The 18,447-nt window shown below is 36.2% G+C and carries 22 protein-coding genes, 1 pseudogene and 1 riboswitch; of the genes and pseudogenes, 11 read left to right on the top strand and 12 right to left on the bottom strand.

Translation table 11 applies throughout. From position 1 onward, the window contains the following. Positions 1-64 precede the first annotated feature (64 nt). The gene (locus tag AZF08_RS05440) at positions 65-823 is read left to right on the top strand and encodes a DeoR/GlpR family DNA-binding transcription regulator (RefSeq protein WP_033674348.1); all 759 of its coding nucleotides are present in this window, start codon (positions 65-67) and stop codon (positions 821-823) included. Positions 824-847: 24 nt separating this feature from the next. Further along, positions 848-1,474 carry an HAD family hydrolase gene (locus tag AZF08_RS05435; RefSeq protein ID WP_033674347.1) on the top strand — a complete coding sequence of 209 codons (627 nt, stop codon included), beginning with the start codon at positions 848-850 and terminating at the stop codon, positions 1,472-1,474. 391 nt (positions 1,475-1,865) lie between these two features. Here AZF08_RS05435 and AZF08_RS05430 read toward each other — a convergent pair whose 3' ends face one another. Further along, positions 1,866-2,783 (bottom strand): Nif3-like dinuclear metal center hexameric protein, encoded by a 918-nt coding sequence (locus AZF08_RS05430; protein WP_033674346.1) that lies wholly within the window; start codon positions 2,781-2,783, stop codon positions 1,866-1,868. Positions 2,784-2,910: 127 nt separating this feature from the next. Between AZF08_RS05430 and AZF08_RS05425 the strand changes: the two genes are divergently transcribed. Both AZF08_RS05425 and AZF08_RS29660 read left to right on the top strand, forming a co-directional pair. Beyond that, a complete protein-coding gene (locus AZF08_RS05425; protein WP_033674345.1) occupies positions 2,911-3,234 on the top strand; it encodes an iron-sulfur cluster biosynthesis family protein in 324 nt (107 codons plus the stop codon). 113 nt (positions 3,235-3,347) lie between these two features. Further along, a pseudogene (locus AZF08_RS29660) lies at positions 3,348-3,482 on the top strand (EamA family transporter); the annotation flags it as partial. Between the two features lie 154 nt (positions 3,483-3,636). On the opposite strand, the gene AZF08_RS05415 reads toward AZF08_RS29660, so the two are convergent. Then, on the bottom strand, positions 3,637-3,858 hold the full coding sequence (locus tag AZF08_RS05415; RefSeq protein WP_033674343.1) for a hypothetical protein: 222 nt from the start codon (positions 3,856-3,858) through the stop codon (positions 3,637-3,639). A 261-nt stretch (positions 3,859-4,119) separates the two neighbouring features. Here AZF08_RS05415 and AZF08_RS05410 point away from each other — a divergent pair, with 261 nt between their 5' ends. After that, complete coding sequence (locus tag AZF08_RS05410) at positions 4,120-4,491, top strand: ATP synthase subunit I (RefSeq protein WP_033674342.1); 372 nt, start codon at positions 4,120-4,122, stop codon at positions 4,489-4,491. Positions 4,492-4,825: 334 nt separating this feature from the next. Here AZF08_RS05410 and pckA read toward each other — a convergent pair whose 3' ends face one another. After that, entirely contained in the window at positions 4,826-6,412 is a 1,587-nt protein-coding gene (gene pckA / locus AZF08_RS05405) for a phosphoenolpyruvate carboxykinase (ATP) (RefSeq protein ID WP_033674341.1), read from the bottom strand. A gap of 228 nt (positions 6,413-6,640) precedes the next feature. Further along, a riboswitch (SAM riboswitch) is annotated at positions 6,641-6,761 on the top strand. 167 nt (positions 6,762-6,928) lie between these two features. Here pckA and metK point away from each other — a divergent pair. Beyond that, a complete protein-coding gene (metK, locus tag AZF08_RS05400; RefSeq protein WP_033674340.1) occupies positions 6,929-8,128 on the top strand; it encodes a methionine adenosyltransferase in 1,200 nt (399 codons plus the stop codon). A 131-nt stretch (positions 8,129-8,259) separates the two neighbouring features. On the opposite strand, the gene AZF08_RS05395 is transcribed toward metK, so the two are convergent. Next, the gene (locus AZF08_RS05395; RefSeq protein WP_033674339.1) at positions 8,260-8,457 is read right to left on the bottom strand and encodes a hypothetical protein; all 198 of its coding nucleotides are present in this window, start codon (positions 8,455-8,457) and stop codon (positions 8,260-8,262) included. Positions 8,458-8,463: 6 nt separating this feature from the next. After that, entirely contained in the window at positions 8,464-8,643 is a 180-nt protein-coding gene (locus tag AZF08_RS05390) for a hypothetical protein (protein WP_033674338.1), read from the bottom strand. Positions 8,644-9,030: 387 nt separating this feature from the next. On the opposite strand from AZF08_RS05390, the gene AZF08_RS05385 reads away from it, so the two are divergent. Both AZF08_RS05385 and AZF08_RS05380 read left to right on the top strand, forming a co-directional pair. Further along, on the top strand, positions 9,031-9,540 hold the full coding sequence (locus AZF08_RS05385) for a MogA/MoaB family molybdenum cofactor biosynthesis protein (RefSeq protein ID WP_033674337.1): 510 nt from the start codon (positions 9,031-9,033) through the stop codon (positions 9,538-9,540). Continuing rightward, on the top strand, positions 9,537-10,136 hold the full coding sequence (locus AZF08_RS05380) for a molybdenum cofactor guanylyltransferase (protein WP_033674336.1): 600 nt from the start codon (positions 9,537-9,539) through the stop codon (positions 10,134-10,136). Before AZF08_RS05385 ends, AZF08_RS05380 begins: the two co-directional genes overlap by 4 nt. Positions 10,137-10,146: 10 nt before the next feature. Here the strand turns inward: AZF08_RS05380 and AZF08_RS05375 are convergent, their stop codons facing one another. The 5 genes from AZF08_RS05375 to AZF08_RS05355 form a co-directional block, all read right to left on the bottom strand. Then, positions 10,147-10,770 carry a TetR/AcrR family transcriptional regulator gene (locus tag AZF08_RS05375; protein WP_033674335.1) on the bottom strand — a complete coding sequence of 208 codons (624 nt, stop codon included), beginning with the start codon at positions 10,768-10,770 and terminating at the stop codon, positions 10,147-10,149. A gap of 10 nt (positions 10,771-10,780) precedes the next feature. After that, entirely contained in the window at positions 10,781-11,260 is a 480-nt protein-coding gene (locus AZF08_RS05370; protein ID WP_033674334.1) for a hypothetical protein, read from the bottom strand. 203 nt (positions 11,261-11,463) lie between these two features. Next, the gene (locus tag AZF08_RS05365) at positions 11,464-12,609 is read right to left on the bottom strand and encodes a glycosyltransferase family 4 protein (protein WP_033674333.1); all 1,146 of its coding nucleotides are present in this window, start codon (positions 12,607-12,609) and stop codon (positions 11,464-11,466) included. Between the two features lie 12 nt (positions 12,610-12,621). Further along, positions 12,622-13,164 (bottom strand): phosphatase PAP2 family protein, encoded by a 543-nt coding sequence (locus AZF08_RS05360; protein WP_033674332.1) that lies wholly within the window; start codon positions 13,162-13,164, stop codon positions 12,622-12,624. Positions 13,165-13,308: 144 nt separating this feature from the next. Next, on the bottom strand, positions 13,309-13,821 hold the full coding sequence (locus tag AZF08_RS05355) for a gamma carbonic anhydrase (protein ID WP_033674331.1): 513 nt from the start codon (positions 13,819-13,821) through the stop codon (positions 13,309-13,311). Between the two features lie 74 nt (positions 13,822-13,895). Between AZF08_RS05355 and AZF08_RS05350 the strand changes: the two genes are divergently transcribed. From AZF08_RS05350 to AZF08_RS05340, 3 genes are all read left to right on the top strand, one after another. Continuing rightward, the gene (locus AZF08_RS05350; protein WP_033674330.1) at positions 13,896-14,699 is read left to right on the top strand and encodes an alpha/beta hydrolase; all 804 of its coding nucleotides are present in this window, start codon (positions 13,896-13,898) and stop codon (positions 14,697-14,699) included. 36 nt (positions 14,700-14,735) lie between these two features. Beyond that, positions 14,736-15,797: a tetraprenyl-beta-curcumene synthase family protein gene (locus AZF08_RS05345; protein WP_033674329.1), complete on the top strand. Its 1,062-nt coding sequence runs from the start codon at positions 14,736-14,738 to the stop codon at positions 15,795-15,797. A 69-nt stretch (positions 15,798-15,866) separates the two neighbouring features. Further along, positions 15,867-16,124, top strand: a complete 258-nt coding sequence (locus AZF08_RS05340) for a hypothetical protein (RefSeq protein WP_407639461.1) — start codon at positions 15,867-15,869, stop codon at positions 16,122-16,124. A 37-nt stretch (positions 16,125-16,161) separates the two neighbouring features. Here AZF08_RS05340 and AZF08_RS05335 read toward each other — a convergent pair whose 3' ends face one another. Both AZF08_RS05335 and AZF08_RS05330 read right to left on the bottom strand, forming a co-directional pair. Beyond that, the gene (locus AZF08_RS05335) at positions 16,162-17,472 is read right to left on the bottom strand and encodes a PepSY-associated TM helix domain-containing protein (RefSeq protein WP_033674328.1); all 1,311 of its coding nucleotides are present in this window, start codon (positions 17,470-17,472) and stop codon (positions 16,162-16,164) included. Positions 17,473-17,739: 267 nt separating this feature from the next. Next, entirely contained in the window at positions 17,740-18,420 is a 681-nt protein-coding gene (locus AZF08_RS05330; protein WP_033674327.1) for an aspartate/glutamate racemase family protein, read from the bottom strand. Positions 18,421-18,447: the final 27 nt, after the last annotated feature.

The raw sequence follows: 18,447 nt of genomic DNA, 5'->3' as shown, positions 1-18,447 counted from the left end.
TTTACTTATGATATACTTAAAATAACTTAAAAATACTGAAAAGTAAATATAATCGGGTGATAAAATGAATCAAGATGAACGATTAATAAAAATCACAGAATATTTGAATGAGCATAAAACAATGAGCTTAAAAATGATGTGTGAATTGTTTTATGTCTCAAGGGATACAGCGCGAAGAGATATTGTCAAACTAACAAATGAAACAGCGATGGTTCGGACGCATGGTGGGGTAGCTATACCTTCTTTTCATCATAAAATTTCGGATTATTTAAATCGTGAAGGAAAAGAGGCTGAGTATAAAGAGGGTATTGGTCAAAAAGCAGCCTCTTTAGTAAAAGACAATGAAATTATTTATCTTGATGTTTCAACCACTGTTAATTGTATGGCATCTTTTTTAGAGGCAAATAATGTGACAGTTGTGACAAATTCTATTGATACGGTGAACCGTTTAGCGAGCACTACTAACGTAAATATTCATATTTTAGGTGGACAATTAAATAAGCAATCTCGTCATGTAACGGGATTTGCTGCGATGGAAAAGTTAAAGGATTATCATTTTGACAAAGTATTTATTGGAGCACCTGGACTTACGGAAGATGGTGTTTACTATGCATTTGAAGAAGATATTTATTTTAAGCGAGAGTTAGTGAAACAAACGAATGAAGTATTTTTACTTATTGATGCTACCAAGTTTAATCAGCGGCAAAATTTCAAAGCGTTGCAACTAGAAGCGATCGATACAATTATTACAAACGATAGCGTTCCGGATTGTTTAGGTGGTGTAGTGAAAAATTACGGCATTGAAGTAATGCTGGGAGAGTAGTAAAAGGCAAAGGGGGATACAAAGATGAAGGGGATTATTTTTGATATTGATGGAACGATTCTAGATACGGAAAAGGCCGTGTTATATTCATTGCAAAAAACGTTGCAAGAAGAAGGAATACACTGCTCTTTAGAAGAATTGAGATTTGCATTAGGGATTCCAGGAAAAGTAGCCCTAAAGAAATTAAGCGTAATGAATATAGAAGAAGTTCATAAGAAATGGATACAAAATATGACGGGATTTAAGAATGAAGTAGCAGTCTTCGAAGGAATTGCAGAAGTGATAAGAATAGTATCTACATATAATATTCAAACAGGAATTGTCACCTCGAAAACGAGACAGGAGTTTATCGATGATTTCGAACCATTCGGACTACATTCATACTTTGAACATTCCATTTGTGTGGAAGATACAGACAACCATAAACCGCATCCAGAACCGTTAGTAACATGCTTACAAAGATTGAATGTTGATGCTAAAGAAGCAGTGTATATAGGTGATTCTCTATATGATTTACAATGTGCAAAAGAAGCGGGAGTAAAATTTGGTTTAGCGTTATGGGGAGCGAAAACCACAATTGGATTTGAAGAAGCGGATTATGTTTTTCAAACCACGAATGAGATTTTGAGCATAATAAAAAGAGACATGTAAGTGTAGCTACATGTCTCTTTTTATATAAGATTACTATTTTGGAAAATCTTCTTGTGAATAACGAAACAGAAAGTATAAAATGTATATAAATAACTTTGTTAGCATAATTTGTATTCAGAGGAGCTTGGTCACTGTTTTTTACAGTATTTTTTGCTACATTAATAAAAGAATTTTTAGTGGATTTGATTGCTTTTAAGTACAATATACCGGATACCGGAATTTTTGGGCCAAAAGTTTTAGCCGGATACGCCATATTTATTTTAATATATGTTCCCTTATGGCGGTTGTTTAACAAAATAGCAGAAAGAAAATCGCGTGTAAAAAGGGTTAAGCTAAAAATGATAAAGCATTAAAGAGAACAAAAAGGATTCGTGTAATGAACGAATCCTTTTTAATACCACCACTTTTTCTGCGGAAGCAAAACTAAATCTACATCAAAGTTTGCTATAAACCAATCACGCATTAATGTTTTCTTCACTAAATATTCAGAAGCTGAATGTGATACACCAATGAGCGACATATTTGTCTCTTTTACATAATCCATAATTAGTGAATATTTGTACCTGCCGTATTCATTATCAATATGACAATGAATTTCTCCAGTAATATAGGCCTCAGCGCCCTTTTCTTCGGCTTCTTTAAGTAAATCTACTTTATCACCACATCCAGCGATAAGTGCAATTTTTTTGATAGAATCATGGTTTTTTCCTTCGAAGTCTACATATGGAATATGGAAGAGTTCTTTTAGATGTTGTTCGAGATTTTGTGTTGTCGTTTCAGGTATTTCGCAAATGAGTCCACAAGGTATATCTTTGCCATCATAAGCAAATCCATCAATTACAGTAGCATCTAATGCTTTTGCAATTGCAACGCTTGTCCCGTATGTTTGATGATGATCCATTGGGACATGGCATGTATAAATAGAAAGCTCTTTATCTTGTATAGCTTGTAAGTAATGAGCTGGAATTGGTACAAATCCACTTCCAGATTTCCCTAGAGGGTCACCGCATTCCATTACAATTGGATGATGCATAAAAAGTAAATCGCCTGGCTGGGACTGTGAGATGAATTTTTCAAGGACATCATCTGTTGGGAATACAGCTAAAAAGACTGTGTTTACAGTTTCAGCGCCTTTTATCATAAGTCCGTTAAAGGTATCTACAAAATCTGCTTCAAAAAATTGTTGCCATGGGAAATCGATTGGATCATATACAGCTGGAATAAAGCGACTGAAGGCACTGTCTTTTTCATATTTTTCAAGTTGGAATAAATGATCTAGTGCGTGTTGTACTGCTTTTAAATCTGGCATAATATATCCTCCTTTATCACATATATTGTATATTAGTCTTAATTTTCTGTATACAACAAATGGATAGAATCCATAAAAAGAATGGTACAATATAAGAACTATGTATAGAGGTAGGAGGAAACGGTATATGTACGTTACTGTAACAGATGTAGCATATAAAAAGATTATGGATACGATTCCAAGTGAAGCGAATTATATAAAGTTATTTTATGATAATGAAGGATGCGGCTGTGTGATGAGTGGGATTATCGATTTAGTGGCTGTATCAGAAAAAGATGAACGTGATGTAGACATTGAATCAAACAAATTACAGTTTATCGCAGACCGAACAAAGCTTGTTTTTATGGATGATAAGTTGACTGTTGATTTACATGAATCAGGGGGGCATTTTCAATTGAAAAGCCCGAGTCAATTTTATAATCCAAACATGAAACTTCATATTCGAGTATAGCTAATAAAGAAGGAGCGCATCGCACGCTCCTTTTTCTTATGAAGTTTTTCAGTTAATTAAATGCGCGTTAGATTGAATTTTCTGTATAGTTATCTTTGTGGAGGGGATTGGACATGAGAAAATGGGGAATTGAATTATTATTTTTAATTGTTGTTATCATTTGGGGTATAAATTATACGATCGCAAAATACGGACTCGAGGAGTTCACAGCAATTGAATTTACAGCACTGCGTATGATTGCGGCAGCATGGGCGAAGGAGCAGATTTCGCTACAGCAAATCATTGGAGGAGTAATTATCTTTCTCGGGTTATGGTTTGTAAAGTCTGAAAAATTTGAAGCAGAACTTGTCGCGTCAGAACATATATCAAAATAGGAAAACAGATCAATCATGATCTGCTTTCCTATTTTTTTATTTTCGGCAAAAATATGAGAAATAAAATAGCAGTAATAAGTGGAATTAGGTTGAGAAATGGCATGCGGAATAGTGCAATGAGAATAATGCCAGGGAGAAGAACGCCGAGGACAGCATAGAAGATACTATGTCTTTTTGTGTACCAATATAAAGTTACCCCTATAAGTGCAGGGACAATGAAATGAATGAGAGCCATTAAAAAATAAATCATTAGATGCCCCCCTTTATTGTGTACTTACTACATCATATCCAGATATTTATAGATTGATATCAATTTTTTGTAAATCTATGAAAAAATGTTTGCAAAAACGTCACAAAAAATCCTGCCTTTACATTAAAAATCTTGTATAATTATTATTTCTGAAAAATATTTTAACAATATAAAAACAGTATGTATGTTGTTTTCACTTTGAATGTAACAGATGAAGTCTGATGATATGTAGATAAGATGATAATGGAAAAGGGGAATTGCATGATTAGTATGTCACTAAAGGCTTTTAAAATCCAAATGTATTATTTGCTAGGCATAATGCTTTTAGGCTGGGCAATGACACCTTTTTCTGCACATTTTTTAGGTGTAGGAATTGGATTGGTTGTTAGTATGTATTGTGTTTGGATTTTAGGAAGACGTATTGAAAAGCTTGGAGATAGTATTGTAAAAAAGACGAAGGCACCAACGCTCGGTATGTTTAATCGCTTTGCAGCAGCGATACTCGGTGCAATTATTATGTATGAGATTGAGCATCATATGGTAATGTGGGCATTTGCTGTTGGTATTATGGGTGGTTATTTCTTAATTGTTATTAATTTAGGGTATTACAGTATGAAAGATGAGAAGAAATAGATAAATACAAAAACCGTTTCTTTTAGGTGGGAGAGAGCATCCGACCATGGATAGAAGCGGACAGGTCCTTTTTTCGCCCCATGCCATGTGAAAATAAAGAGAGAAAAGAGTGGAGATCCCCATTTATTTTTATAGCAGCGACTTATATGTTGGAAAATCAAAATGGATATATAGAAAAGAAAGAAGCTTACGTTTTTAGCGTAAGCTTCTTTTTTATGTAAGTATGTGTAACCTGTAAAGCCGCATTGGGTTTTGTCGGTGAGTACGCGAAACTTTTGGTTACAACACACTTATTCATATGAGTAAAGGGTCATTCAAGCAGTAAAGGTGAAACTTAAGCGATTGGACCGCCAAGGTTGATAATGTTGTCAGAAACGCTATCGAACTTTTTGAAGTTTTCTTTGAATTTGCCTGCAAGCTCAATTGCTTTTGCTTTGTAAGCATCTTTATCAGCCCATGTTTGTTCAGGAAGTAATACTTCATCAGGTACACCTGGTACATGAAGTGGTACTTCAAGGCCGAAGATGTCATGTTTCACTGTTTCAGCGTTATCAAGCTCGCCGTTTAATGCAGATTGTACCATTGCGCGAGTGTAACCTAAGTTCATACGTTTTCCAACGCCGTATTCGCCACCAGTCCAACCAGTGTTCACTAAGAATACTTTTGCATCATGTTTCTCAATCTTTTCACCAAGCATTTCAGCATAGCGAGATGCATCGAGTGGTAAGAATGGTGAACCGAAGCAAGTAGAGAATGTCGCTTGTGGAGATGTAACACCGCGCTCTGTTCCAGCTAGTTTACTAGTGTAACCGCTTAAAAAATGATACATAGCTTGCTCTTTGTTTAGTTTACTGATTGGAGGTAATACACCAGATGCATCAGCAGTTAAGAAAATAATTGTATTTGGATGTCCTGCAACACTTGGCACTACGATATTATCAATCGCATGAATTGGGTATGCAGCACGAGTATTTTCTGTTAATGCTGTATCGTTATAATCTGCGATTCGTGTGTGATTATCAATCACAACGTTTTCTAATACAGATCCAAATGTAATTGCATTAAAGATTTGTGGTTCTTTCTCTTCAGAAAGATTGATACATTTCGCATAGCAACCGCCTTCAATATTGAATACACCGTTATCCGACCAGCCATGCTCATCGTCACCGATTAATTTACGGTTTGGATCAGCGGATAATGTTGTTTTACCTGTTCCAGATAAACCGAAGAATAATGCTACGTCACCTTCTTCACCTACGTTTGAAGAGCAGTGCATAGAAAGAATGTCTTGTTCTGGAAGTAAGAAGTTCATAATGGAGAAGATAGATTTTTTCATTTCTCCAGCGTATTCAGTACCACCGATTAATACGATGCGTTTTTCAAAGGAAACCATAATAAATGCTTCGGAATTTGTGCCGTCAATTGCTGGATCTGCTTTAAAGTTTGGTGCAGAAACAATTGTAAACTCAGCTTCATGATTTTTTTCCTCTTCTTCAGTTGGACGAATAAATAATTGATGTACGAACAAATTATGCCATGCGTATTCGTTAACAACTTGAATTGGAAGACGATAGTTACGGTCAGCACCAGCAAACCCTTTAAATACGAATAATTCTTCTTTTTCTTTTAAATATTCTAATACTTTTGTATATAATTTATTAAAATGTTCTTCAGAAATCGGTTGATTCACAGGTCCCCAAGCAATCTTATCTGCAACCGAATCTTCTTTCACAATGAATTTATCTTTAGGAGAACGTCCTGTATATTTTCCTGTTGAAGCAGAAACTGCACCAGTAGAAGTTAATTTCCCTTCATTTCTCATTAACACCTTTTCCACTAATTGTGGAACGCTTAGTTGAATCTGTGCATTGCTCCCGTTCAGTAATTCATGTAAACCAATTTGGACATTCACAGTACTCATATTTATATACCATCCTTTTCAATTAATGAAATATTTCTCGTAATCCCCACCAAGAGTATAACACAATCATATAAATAATGTATACTATTTATTTATTTTTGTTTGTGTGAATGTATTATTTTCTTATTTATATTTCATTCGGCACAAAATGCGAAAAACTTGTAAGAAAGTGTGAATATTAATTGACAAATAAATATCATTTCTTTAGTATAGGTTGGGACGGATACTCTCTTATCCCGAGCTGGCGGAGGGACAGGCCCGATGAAGCCCAGCAACCTCACTTGTATGGTAAAAACAAGTGAATAGGTGCTAAAACCTGTGCGAGGCTAATGGTCTCGAACGATAAGAGCAAAGGGCAAAAAGCAGTATGCAAGTAGCAAATTAAACCTTTCCTCTATATAATAGGAAAGGTTTTTCTTTATACTTGTGTGGGAGAATATATGAATGTCGCAGTTTGTGGCAAATTAAGGATGAGTTCCGTACAATATATACAACTACTGTAGGGAGGTTTACCACATGACAAAAAAACGTCATCTGTTCACATCTGAGTCTGTAACTGAAGGACATCCAGATAAAATTTGTGACCAAATTTCTGATTCAATTTTAGATGCGATCTTAGCAAAAGACGCAAATGCACGTGTAGCTTGTGAAACAACAGTAACAACTGGTTTAGTATTGGTAGCGGGGGAAATTACGACTTCTACTTATGTAGACATTCCAAAAATCGTTCGTGAAACAATTCAAGGTATCGGTTATACTCGTGCAAAATACGGATTCGATGCAGAAACTTGTGCAGTTTTAACATCTATCGATGAGCAATCTGCGGACATCGCTATGGGTGTTGACCAAGCGTTAGAGGCGCGTGAAGGTCAAATGACTGACGCTGAGATTGAGGCAATTGGTGCAGGAGACCAAGGTTTAATGTTTGGTTTTGCATGTAATGAAACGAAAGAATTAATGCCACTTCCAATCTCACTTGCTCACAAATTAGCTCGTCGTTTAACGGAAGTTCGTAAAGATGAAACATTAGAATATTTACGTCCAGACGGTAAAACACAAGTTACAGTTGAGTATGATGAAAATGGTAAACCAGTTCGCGTTGATACAATTGTAATTTCTACACAGCATCACCCTGATGTTACATGGGAACAAATCGATAGCGACCTAAAAGAACACGTAATCAAATCTGTAGTACCAGCAGAGTTAATGGATGAAGAAACGAAATTCTTTATTAACCCAACTGGCCGCTTCGTAATCGGTGGACCACAAGGGGATGCTGGTTTAACAGGACGTAAAATTATCGTTGATACTTACGGTGGATATGCTCGTCACGGCGGCGGTGCATTCTCTGGTAAGGATGCAACAAAAGTTGACCGTTCTGCAGCATATGCAGCTCGTTATGTTGCGAAAAACATCGTAGCAGCTGGTCTTGCTGAGAAAGCAGAAGTACAACTTGCATACGCAATTGGTGTAGCACAGCCAGTATCAATTTCAGTTGATACATTCGGGACAGGTAAAGTATCTGAAGACGTATTAGTAGAACTAGTTCGTAACAACTTCGATCTTCGCCCAGCTGGTATCATCAAAATGTTAGACTTACGTCGCCCAATTTACAAACAAACAGCAGCTTACGGCCACTTTGGACGTACTGATGTAGACCTTTCATGGGAACGTACAGACAAAGCAGCAGCTTTAAAAGAGCAAGCTGGTCTATAATATAGGAAGAAAAAGCTTTGCGCGAAGACGCAAAGCTTTTTCTATTTTTATTCCACTATTTCCGGGTAGTAATACCCCCACCTCAAAGTCCGTTGAAAGCAAAGAAGTTAGGTGGGAGATAAAGCCCCCACTTATTCAAGTTTCACTTCATTATTTCGCTTTTCAACTACTCCAGCACATGCACTACAATACACTTCTCCTTCAAGCTCAATATACTTCTTAATATTTGTCATCCCGCTTGCAGGAAATGGCATATGAATCCATGCTTTTTCATACGTTTCTATTTCTTTATCACACGCCTTACAAAGTATTGGCTTTTTACGAAACATTGTTCATCACCCTTTCCTTTGACGTGCTTTTCCGGCACAAAAGGCACTGCATAGTAAAAATAGCGTTGCAAATCCCCAGCCACCAATTGCTGAATATGGGACAACATCCTTTAACGCCATCCCAGAGCTGATGGAAGCGATAAATAGAAGGATAAATACTGTTGTGAGTTTTTGATAAAGTTTCATGAATGAACCTCCTAATTATGAAAATTTATTTAGTGTGCATTAGAATGTTTTGTACGTTTCCAAATCTAATTAAATAAATAGGCAAGCGCGAGGGGAATAGCAGTACTTGTTACATAATAACGGGCGGAGCCGTCTGACATGAAGGTGTATAGTTTTAAAAAATTTAATATGTAAGCTATAAGCAATGATTTGGAATATGATGAAGAGAATTAGAAATGGAATCTACGATACTGATCTCTTTAGTTGATAAAATAAAGTTTGAAGTATAAAAAATTCCTTTTTATGTCTATTTATACTTATATTGTATCATGATACTTCGTTTATTTAATAGAGTTTCTATGCAATATGATAAAATGATAAGTAGTTCATTAGAAGGGGAGAAGAAGAATGAGCGTAACAGAACATAAAAAGCAAGCACCGAAAGAAGTGCGTTGTAAAATTATTACGGTTTCTGATACACGTACAGAAGAAACAGATAAGAGTGGTACGTTATTAAAAGAATTATTAATAGAAGCTGGGCATCAGGTGAAAGCTTATGAAATTGTGAAAGATGATAAAGAAAGTATTCAGGAGGCTGTATTATCTGGTTATCATCAAGAAGATGTTGATGTTGTATTAACAAACGGAGGAACAGGTATTACAAAGCGTGATGTGACGATTGAGGCTGTTTCGGCATTATTAGATAAGGAAATCGTTGGCTTTGGTGAGTTGTTTCGAATGATTAGTTATTTAGAAGATATCGGAAGCGCTGCGATGTTAAGTAGGGCAATTGGCGGAACAATTGGAAGGAAAGTTGTCTTTTCGATGCCAGGTTCTAGCGGTGCAGTTCGCCTTGCGATGAATAAATTGATTTTACCAGAGTTAGGGCACGTTACATTTGAGCTACATCGGCAATGAAAAAAATAGCTGGAATTGTATTAGCAGGTGGAATGTCGAGGCGCTTTGGTGAACCAAAAGCATTAGCAAGTTGGCAAGGGCATACTTTTATTGAACATGTTGTTAAAGTGGTGCAGAATGCCTTACAAGATGTCGTTCTGGTCAGTCATCCTGATATAAAAGAAAGAATTACTAATTTAGTAGAAATTCCTGTTATAGAAGATGTTCCTTCTTATCAAGGAGACGGACCGCTTGTTGGTATTGTATCGGGGATGGAACACATTGAAGCAGAGTGGTATATCGTTTCTCCTTGTGATACACCAAACGTTTCAAGTGAGTGGATTACGAGTTTAGTAGGACAAATTAGTGATAAATACGAGGTAATTGTACCAATTATAGATGGACGGAAACAGCCATTATTAGCAGCGTATCACCAGAGCGTGAAAGAGAAAATATATACGTTGTTACAGATTGAAAAGCGAAGTATGGGCCAACTTTTATCACAGTGTAATGTAAAGTATGTGATAGGAGACGAATTGAATGCTCCGAAAGAATGGTTTTTTAATGTAAATACAAAAGAAGAGTATAGACAGTTACTTAATAAGAAAAAGGTATGACATTATGCAGTCATACCTTTTTTGTTGTTTTACTAATAATCGTAACGAGTTCGCTGCTGTATGTTTCGAGATCGACTTTTTTTGTAAGAGGGGTGTTTAGCATATATTCGCCAATCGCACCTTGAATCATATTCGCCATGACACCTATATGGAAGTCACCAAATTCTCCTTTTTCTTGCCCGTCACGTAGTATTTGCTGTAATTCAAACATGATTGGATCTTCTTCGTCATCATCTAATTTATAATATGGAATATTATCGGGCGTTCTTGCATTAAAGATAATCTCTAATAAAGCAGCATTACGAGTGTGATGTGTACCTTGGTAAGCTAAGCTAGCGACAATGAACGTGTTAAGTTTCTCCCCAGGTGTATTTTCTCGTTGTACGCGTTCTAAAATATATGCTTTCGAACTTTCTAAAAGTTTCATTAACAGGTGATTCATTAAATCGTCTTTATCTTGAAAGTGATAGGAAATGAGTGCCGTACTAATACCCGCTCTTTTGGCAATTTGTGAAAGGCTCGCTTTTACGTACCCAATCTCATCCAGCGTTCGGATGGCTGCCTCAATAATTTGTACGCGTCTCGCTTCGGCTATAAAAGACTGTTTTCCTTCAGATTTATGTTCTTCTTTCATGTATATCGCCTCAATTACTGTTTTTAGTTTTCGGTCCATTAGTGAGAATTTTTCTAACGATTATCATCACTAATGCAATGAGTATAATTTTATCGATTGGACTTGGATAAGAGATGTTAAAAGAAGGGATCCTATTTCCTTGGATCATGTAATCGAAAGCCTTTTTGCTTATTTTAAATAGAAAAATAACTAAATTTGAAAAGAGAATAAATGGAATCATTGAGAATCCGAGCTTACACATATTGTTTGCAGATGATTTATCTAGAATGAACAATAAAGTTGCTGTTAGAAGAAGAATTCCCATAATTACAAGCAAGATAGGTCTTATCCAATCATACCAATAAAATTCAGGTTGGTATATTCTATCACTATATTTAAACCAAGTATACCATAGGGAGGAACCTCCAAAAATTGCACTAATGAAAGGCAGAAAAGGAAGTAACCAACTTGGGGCTATATCGTTCGTCTTGTTTTCAGTACTGTTATTCATAAAAAAACCTCCATTTTGATTGAATGATTAATTTTTTGATTGACCGTTCAATAAAATATTATCATGCAAGATTTTTTCAGTCAATGCAACAGTTTTGAATTGGAATATTTATATTTTAGGAAATATTATTGCTGTTCCAATTAAAAAATCACAAGAAAATGTCCTTGTGATTTTTTTACTGACTAGCTAGGTGGTTCTAGTTATTAGGCAAGTAATTCTGCGTTATTTTGATGCAACACGTCTTCATATTGTTCCAATAAATCATTGGAAATCTCATCCCAGCTTTGTGTAGCGGCATAGATACAAGCTGCTGCACTCATTTGTTTCCGCAGTTCGTTATGATTTAGTAATTGATAAATAGAAGACAAAAATGAGTCCGTGTTTTTTGGTACGCAGAGGAAACCTGTTTTTCCGTTTGCGATAATATTTTTTACACCACCGCTATTCGCACCAATTACTGGTGTCCCGCAAGCGAGAGATTCAAGAACGACATTGCCAAATGTTTCTGTAGCTGATGGAAACACCATAATGTCAGAGCAGGCATACGCTTCTGCTAAGTGTTCTCCTTGCAAATATCCTGTAAAGGTCACGTTTGTTGGTGGTACGGTTTCATGTAATTCTGCAGCAAGGGGGCCATCTCCAGCAATGAGCCAATGAATATCATCGCTACGTTCTTTTATTGTTGTATGAATAAGTGTACGAAGCGTTTCAATATCTTTTTCACGTGCGATCCGTCCGACGTAGGAAAGAATGAAAGGAGCGGTAATATTATATTTTTTTCGGAATAGGTCTTTATTGTAAGCTGGATGGAAGAGGGAACAGTCGATCCCACGTCCCCAAATATATAAATTTTGAAATCCCTTTTGGGTTAATTGCTGTAAAGTTTCAGGAGAAGGAACAAAGTTTTTTTGCATACTACTATGAAACCATTTCAAATAGTTCCATAGCATATTGGAGAAAAATTCGATTTTATAATATTGCAAATACGCATCAAAATCAGTGTGGTAAGAACCGACAAGTGGAATATTTAGTTTTTTAGCGTAATACAAGCCGCACAGCCCCATGTTAAAAGGAGTAGCAATATGAATGATATCAGGCTGAAAGTTAAGAAGATCCCTTTTAATACGCGGGGTAGGAAAAGCAAAGCGGCATTCTGGATACAATATTTTCAGCGGGATACTTCTCATTTTACTCACATTTGCTACGAAGTTATCTTCTGCTGTATGCTGCGGCGCAAACACAGAATAAGCGATATTTTGTTTTTGAAAATAGCGAGTTAAACGATCTAATGTTTTCGCAACACCGTTTACTTGCGGTGTAAATGTATCAGTAAATATGGCGACTCTCATCCAATCTCTCCTTTACATGAAAAGTGGAATGAATTGATAAAAAGAGATAATGCCAGAACATGTACCAAGGCACATACCTACAAATACATCAGATGGATAATGAAGCCCAAGATAAATACGCGAAATTCCAACAATAATTGCGATTGGAAGTAACAAAAAAATCAGGCTTGGATTAAAGCAAATAAATGGAACGAAAACAGAAAAAACGGCTGTTGTATGACCAGACGGGAAAGAATGGTCCGTTAATGGATGCAGTGGATATTTTGCATCTTGGATTGTTAAATAAGGTCGTTTCCGCGGATAGCATCTTTTTAATATCTGTACTGGAATATGGCTAATAGCTAATGAACATGCGGCCGCAATTGCTGCATCATGTAGGAAATCTTTTGAAAAGATAAGAAAGCACAGCGCTAGCGAGATAGAAAAGGTTGCACCACCAATATGTGTAACGGTACGGAAAAAGATATTTAATGTTTTTTGATCAAAGTAACGATTAATTCCTTTGAAAATGTAACATTCTATTCTATATAAGGAGTTGACGGGTCTAACTTTCATGAACTCTTTCCCCCTCATTTACATATATATTGAGATATTCTCTTCTATTTTAATAAGATTTTATTGAGGGAATAATAAGGTTTTGTAAAGAAAATGTGTGGATGCAAATTAAAAAAGCTGCCATTTTGGTGGCAGCGATTGAAACTATTTTTGCAGGGATTTATAGTACTGCCCTTTTTCAACATACTGTTTGCGAATACGTTCCATATCTTTTCTGTCTTCTTCTGTTAATTCACGGATGACTTTTGCAGGGCGACCGAACGCTAGTGTATTAGGCGGGATTTGTTTCCCTTGTGAAACTAAACTGCCAGCACCGATAAATGCACCCTCACCAATTTCAGCGCCGTCTAAAATAATGGATCCCATTCCGATTAAAGCATCTTTTTTTAAGGTACAACTATGTAAAATAACTTGATGTCCAACAGTAACATCATCTTCTAAAATAAGGGGATACTTTGGACTTTGGTGAAGTGTACATTGATCTTGTACATTTACTCTATCTCCAATAATTGTCTGAGAAACATCACCACGAATAACTGTGTTAAACCAAATACTTGATTCTTCGCCAATTGTGACGTCGCCTGTAATCGTCACGTAGTCAGCGATAAAAGCACTACTCGCAATTTTCGGATTTTTATCTTTGTAAGGATATATCATGTAAAATCTTCCTTTCCTAGAAACTAGCTTTAGTGTATCAAATTATGAAAAAGAGTGAAACGGAGGAGTTTCGTATGTGGAACTATGAAGCAGAAGCAGCAAAAGCTGTAATTGTGATTGTACACGGTGCGATGGAATATCATGGACGTTACGAGGCCATTGCAGAAATGTGGAATCATTTTGGTTATCATGTTGTCATGGGAGACCTTCCAGCTCATGGAACGACTTCAAGAAATAGAGGACATATTGACTCATTTGATGAATATATAGAAGAAATAAAATTATGGGTGAAAGAAGCAAGAAAGTATCGGTTACCTATTTTTTTATTTGGACATAGTATGGGCGGTCTTGTTGTCATTCGAATGATGGAAGAAACGAAGAGGGATGATATAGATGGTATTATATTAAGCTCGCCATGCTTAGGAGCCTTAGCCACACCTGCCGCTCCGCTCCGTGCTATTTCAAAGGTGCTAAATATCTTCACGCCGAAACTCCAATTTCAAACTAATCTTACAGTAGAAATGTCAACGCGAAATAAAGAAGTTCGGGATGCGATGGAAAATGATTCATTGTTCTTGCGCAAGGTGTCAGTTCGTTGGTATAGTGAATTGATAAAATCTATCCAGATTGCTCATGAAAAAATAGATGAATTTCCAGACGTTCCGCTCTTGCTAATGCAGGCATGTGAGGATAAACTTGTAGATAAAACACGTGTCCGTAAATGGTTTGATAACTTAAAGGTTAGTGATAAGGCATATAAAGAATGGTCAAACTGTTATCATGAGTTATTAAATGAGTATGAGCGAGATGAAATTTTTAATTATATCAAAGCATTTACTGAAATACATGTAAATAACATAATAGAAACAAATAAATAATGATTTGGACATTTAATAGAGGAGATGAAGGAAGAAGTGAACGTACCGAGTAATCCCATAACGCTCATGGCGAAAGTATACCGTGATGTGTTTCCGGTTGTACACCATGAGCTAGCGATGTGGAAAGAGCGTGCCTACCATATTCCGAATGACGAGCTTCATAGTCAAGCCATTGCAAGTATTGAGAATAAAACGTTTCATTGTGAAGGTGGTGGTATTTTAGCGCTGCTTGCTAATGAACACCGAGAGGAATGTATTCGTTTTATTGTGGCGTATCAGACGATTAGTGATTACTTAGATAACTTATGTGACCGTAGTACATCGCTTGATCCGAATGATTTTGCGGCATTGCATGAATCGATGTTAACAGCACTAACGCCTGAAAGTGAAGGAAGTAATTACTATCGTTATCGTGATGATCAGGATGACGGTGGTTATTTAGATGAGCTTGTTGAAACATGTCAAGACGTACTAAGGAAGACAAAGCATTATGATAAGATTGCTCCCATTCTTCATGAACTTGCTTGTTATTACTGTGATTTGCAAATTCATAAGCATGTGAAATTAGAAGAGCGAGAACCACGCTTACAAACATGGTTTGAGGCTCACAAGGAAAATGTACCACCAATGAGCTGGTTTGAATTTTCAGCATGTGCAGGATCAACACTTGGCATCTTTTGTCTCGTGGCGTATGCGTTTCATGATGAATTACTTGATGAAGATATTGCGAAGATTAAACAAGGTTATTTCCCTTACGTACAAGGCCTTCATATTTTACTTGATTATTTCATTGATCAAGAAGAAGATCGAATTGGTGGGGATTTAAATTTCTGTAGCTATTATGAGAATGAGCAAACCATATTAGAGCGAATGAAGCATTTTGTGAAAGAAGCAGAAAGAAGCATTGGGGATTTACCTCATGCGAAGTTTCATCGTCTTATTAGCCGCGGGCTACTCGGAATTTATTTGTCAGATCAAAAGGTATCAGAGCAAAAGAATATGCAACATATGGCACGGCGCATTGTGAAATACGGAGGCTTCACTTCACGATTCTTCTATTGGAACGGGAAGATGTACCGAAAGAAAATGGCGCAGTGATGAAATAGAAAAAGACGTGCATTTCGTGCACGTCTTTTTTGTTGATTTTTGTCGAGCGGTCGATATATTGTGTCGAATCGCCGATATATCGAAAAAATCGCTGATATATTTGAAGAAGCGGTCGATATAATGCAAAAATCGCTGATATACCATCGTAGCATGTTTTGTCTTTCTATCTCATTCATTATTGGAATATACATAATGATGAATAGAGCTGGTGGCCCAACGAAAATGGATTATGTAGCTCAGGCTATTATAGGGATTATTATTATTGGTGATGTTTTCTTTTTAATTTGTGAGAAAAAGAAAAAATTGAGTCATAAATAAAAAGCATGTGTACAAGAAAACTTGTACACATGCTTTTTTATATTTGATGTCGATTTATTTTAGAGAATAGATATAGTAAAAATTCAACTATGAAAATGATAAGCACAGATAAACCAAATAAAGGCATTGCAATACCTAATAGAATCATAATAAGTATGAAAGCGAATATGCTTTTCTTATCTTTTTGTTTTGGTGGTGCCGCTAGCTTCCCTTTTGGTTTTCTTGCTAACCACATTTTAACCCCGAAATAAATGAGGAATAAAAGGGATGAAGTTGTAAGTAAGCATAATATTTTGTTGGGCCATCCGAATAAATGTCCTTCATGAAGCGGGATACCATAGGAGAACCACTGTGCAAATAATCCATAGTCACGATAGTCAATTTTTGAAATGAGAGTGCCGCTATATTGTTCAAAATAAGCAGTGATTTCTTCGTTCGGTGATACGTGCATTCCTGTAATACCAGAACCGCTAGATTTTGAAACTGTGAATACGCCTTTTGGATCACTTGGTAATGAAACTACATAAGGTTTTTCAATTTGAATCTTCTTTTCTAGGTCATCGATTGAAAGAGCGACCTGCTCAGTTACATTTGATTGTGGAGGCGTTTCTTGTCTAGTCGCCCATGGTAATTCTTTAAATTTAGATTCTGGCGGTGCCATATATAATTTCGGATAACCCAGTGATTCATTGGAAGTTGCTACGTTATAAATTTGTTTTCCCATGAAAGCGGACCAAGGTAATCCTGTTAGTACTAAAAGAATGAGTGGAATTGTAAATATAATCCCGATGATGCTGTGAAATCTTTTGGATCGCTCCCTGGCGTTTGATATCGGAGTGTTCTTGAACCGTTTTATACTCATATATAAACCAGTTACAATTAAAAAGATTGTCCAGCAAGCGGCTAATTCGACTAAGTAGTTCACAACAGTTCCGCCAACTAGCAGAGAGCTGTGTAGTTCTCGCATTATATTTGCGAATGTTTCATTCGCATTTTGATCACCAACAATTTGGTTATGTTTATCTAAATAAACATATTTTTGGTCACCTGTATATTCATTTGCCATTGTTAGTCTTGTATTGTGAGCATCTTTAAAATAACTAATTTTCGTAACGTTATAATGGAGATATTTCTTTTCTATTAGTGAAACGGATTCAGTCATGGACAGAGATTCCATTTGCTGGCTATTTCCGAAATATAAATCTTTATAAATAAAATTTTCAACGTCCTCTCGAAATAAATAACCAATTCCGCTGAGTGATAAAGTAATAAGAAGTGGTGTCATAAAGAGACCCGCGTAAAAATGCCACCTCCAGAAAATGTAATGAAGCGATCGATTACTTTTCATATTATAATTCCCCTAACCTTCCTTGTATGAATAAAATACCTATTTAATATATCGATATTAAGTGTGATTATTTTGAGAGAATTGTGAAAAAAATTAAAAGTATTAGGGGGCATGGGAAAAAGACGTGTATATGCTACACGTCTTTTTCTATCGATTTCTGTCGAACGGTCGATATGTTGTGTCGAATCGCCGATATATTTGAAGAAACGGTCGATATAATGCAAAAAACGCTGATATATTTAGCGGCGTGAGGGATTAGTATGTAATTTATGATCGAATAGACAAATATTTATGGACAACCGCCTTCGCAAGACAAGACGCTGAATCCACAAAGCAAAGGTTATGTATTTCTGCACCCGATACAACATTCAAATCTGTACACGCTATAATAACGGCATCTACTGCTTCAGCTAATTCTATACAAAGTGTATGCCATAATTCACTTGCTTCGCTTAGGTTTCCTGCTTTTATTTTTGATATTATTTTAGTGATATCCGTTTGCCAGTTGTCTTTATGTATATAATCTATACCGCGTTTTGAAATCCCATCTTGATAGATGCCAGATTGAACGGTCACATCAGTTGCTAAAAGGGTTATTTTTTTCACATGATTTGGTATTTCTTTTATCGTCTCATCTGCCATATTTAAAATGGGAACTGAAACCGAGTCTTGTAACTGATTAAAATATAGATGCGCTGTATTGCATGGCATGGCGATAAAATCAACACCTGTACTTTCAAGTTTTTGTGCGCCAGTTATAATAGCCCTCTCCATAGCTTTATGATCAATCGGTCTATCCATATAAAAAGGTGTTGGACAGGAATAAATCATCATATGTGGGAAATCCATATCGTGCTTTGCGTCGTATATCTTTTGGCATTGTTCAACTACTGTATCAACGAATGGACCTGTTGATTTTGGACCCATTCCTGCTAGTATTCCGATCATCGTTGTAAATCCCCCTAATTTATTAAT

The organism is Bacillus gaemokensis, assembly GCF_001590835.1.
GTDB lineage: Bacteria > Bacillota > Bacilli > Bacillales > Bacillaceae_G > Bacillus_A > Bacillus_A gaemokensis.
Note: the sequence above shows the minus strand (reverse complement) of the source record. Positions and strands in the feature narration are given on the sequence as shown.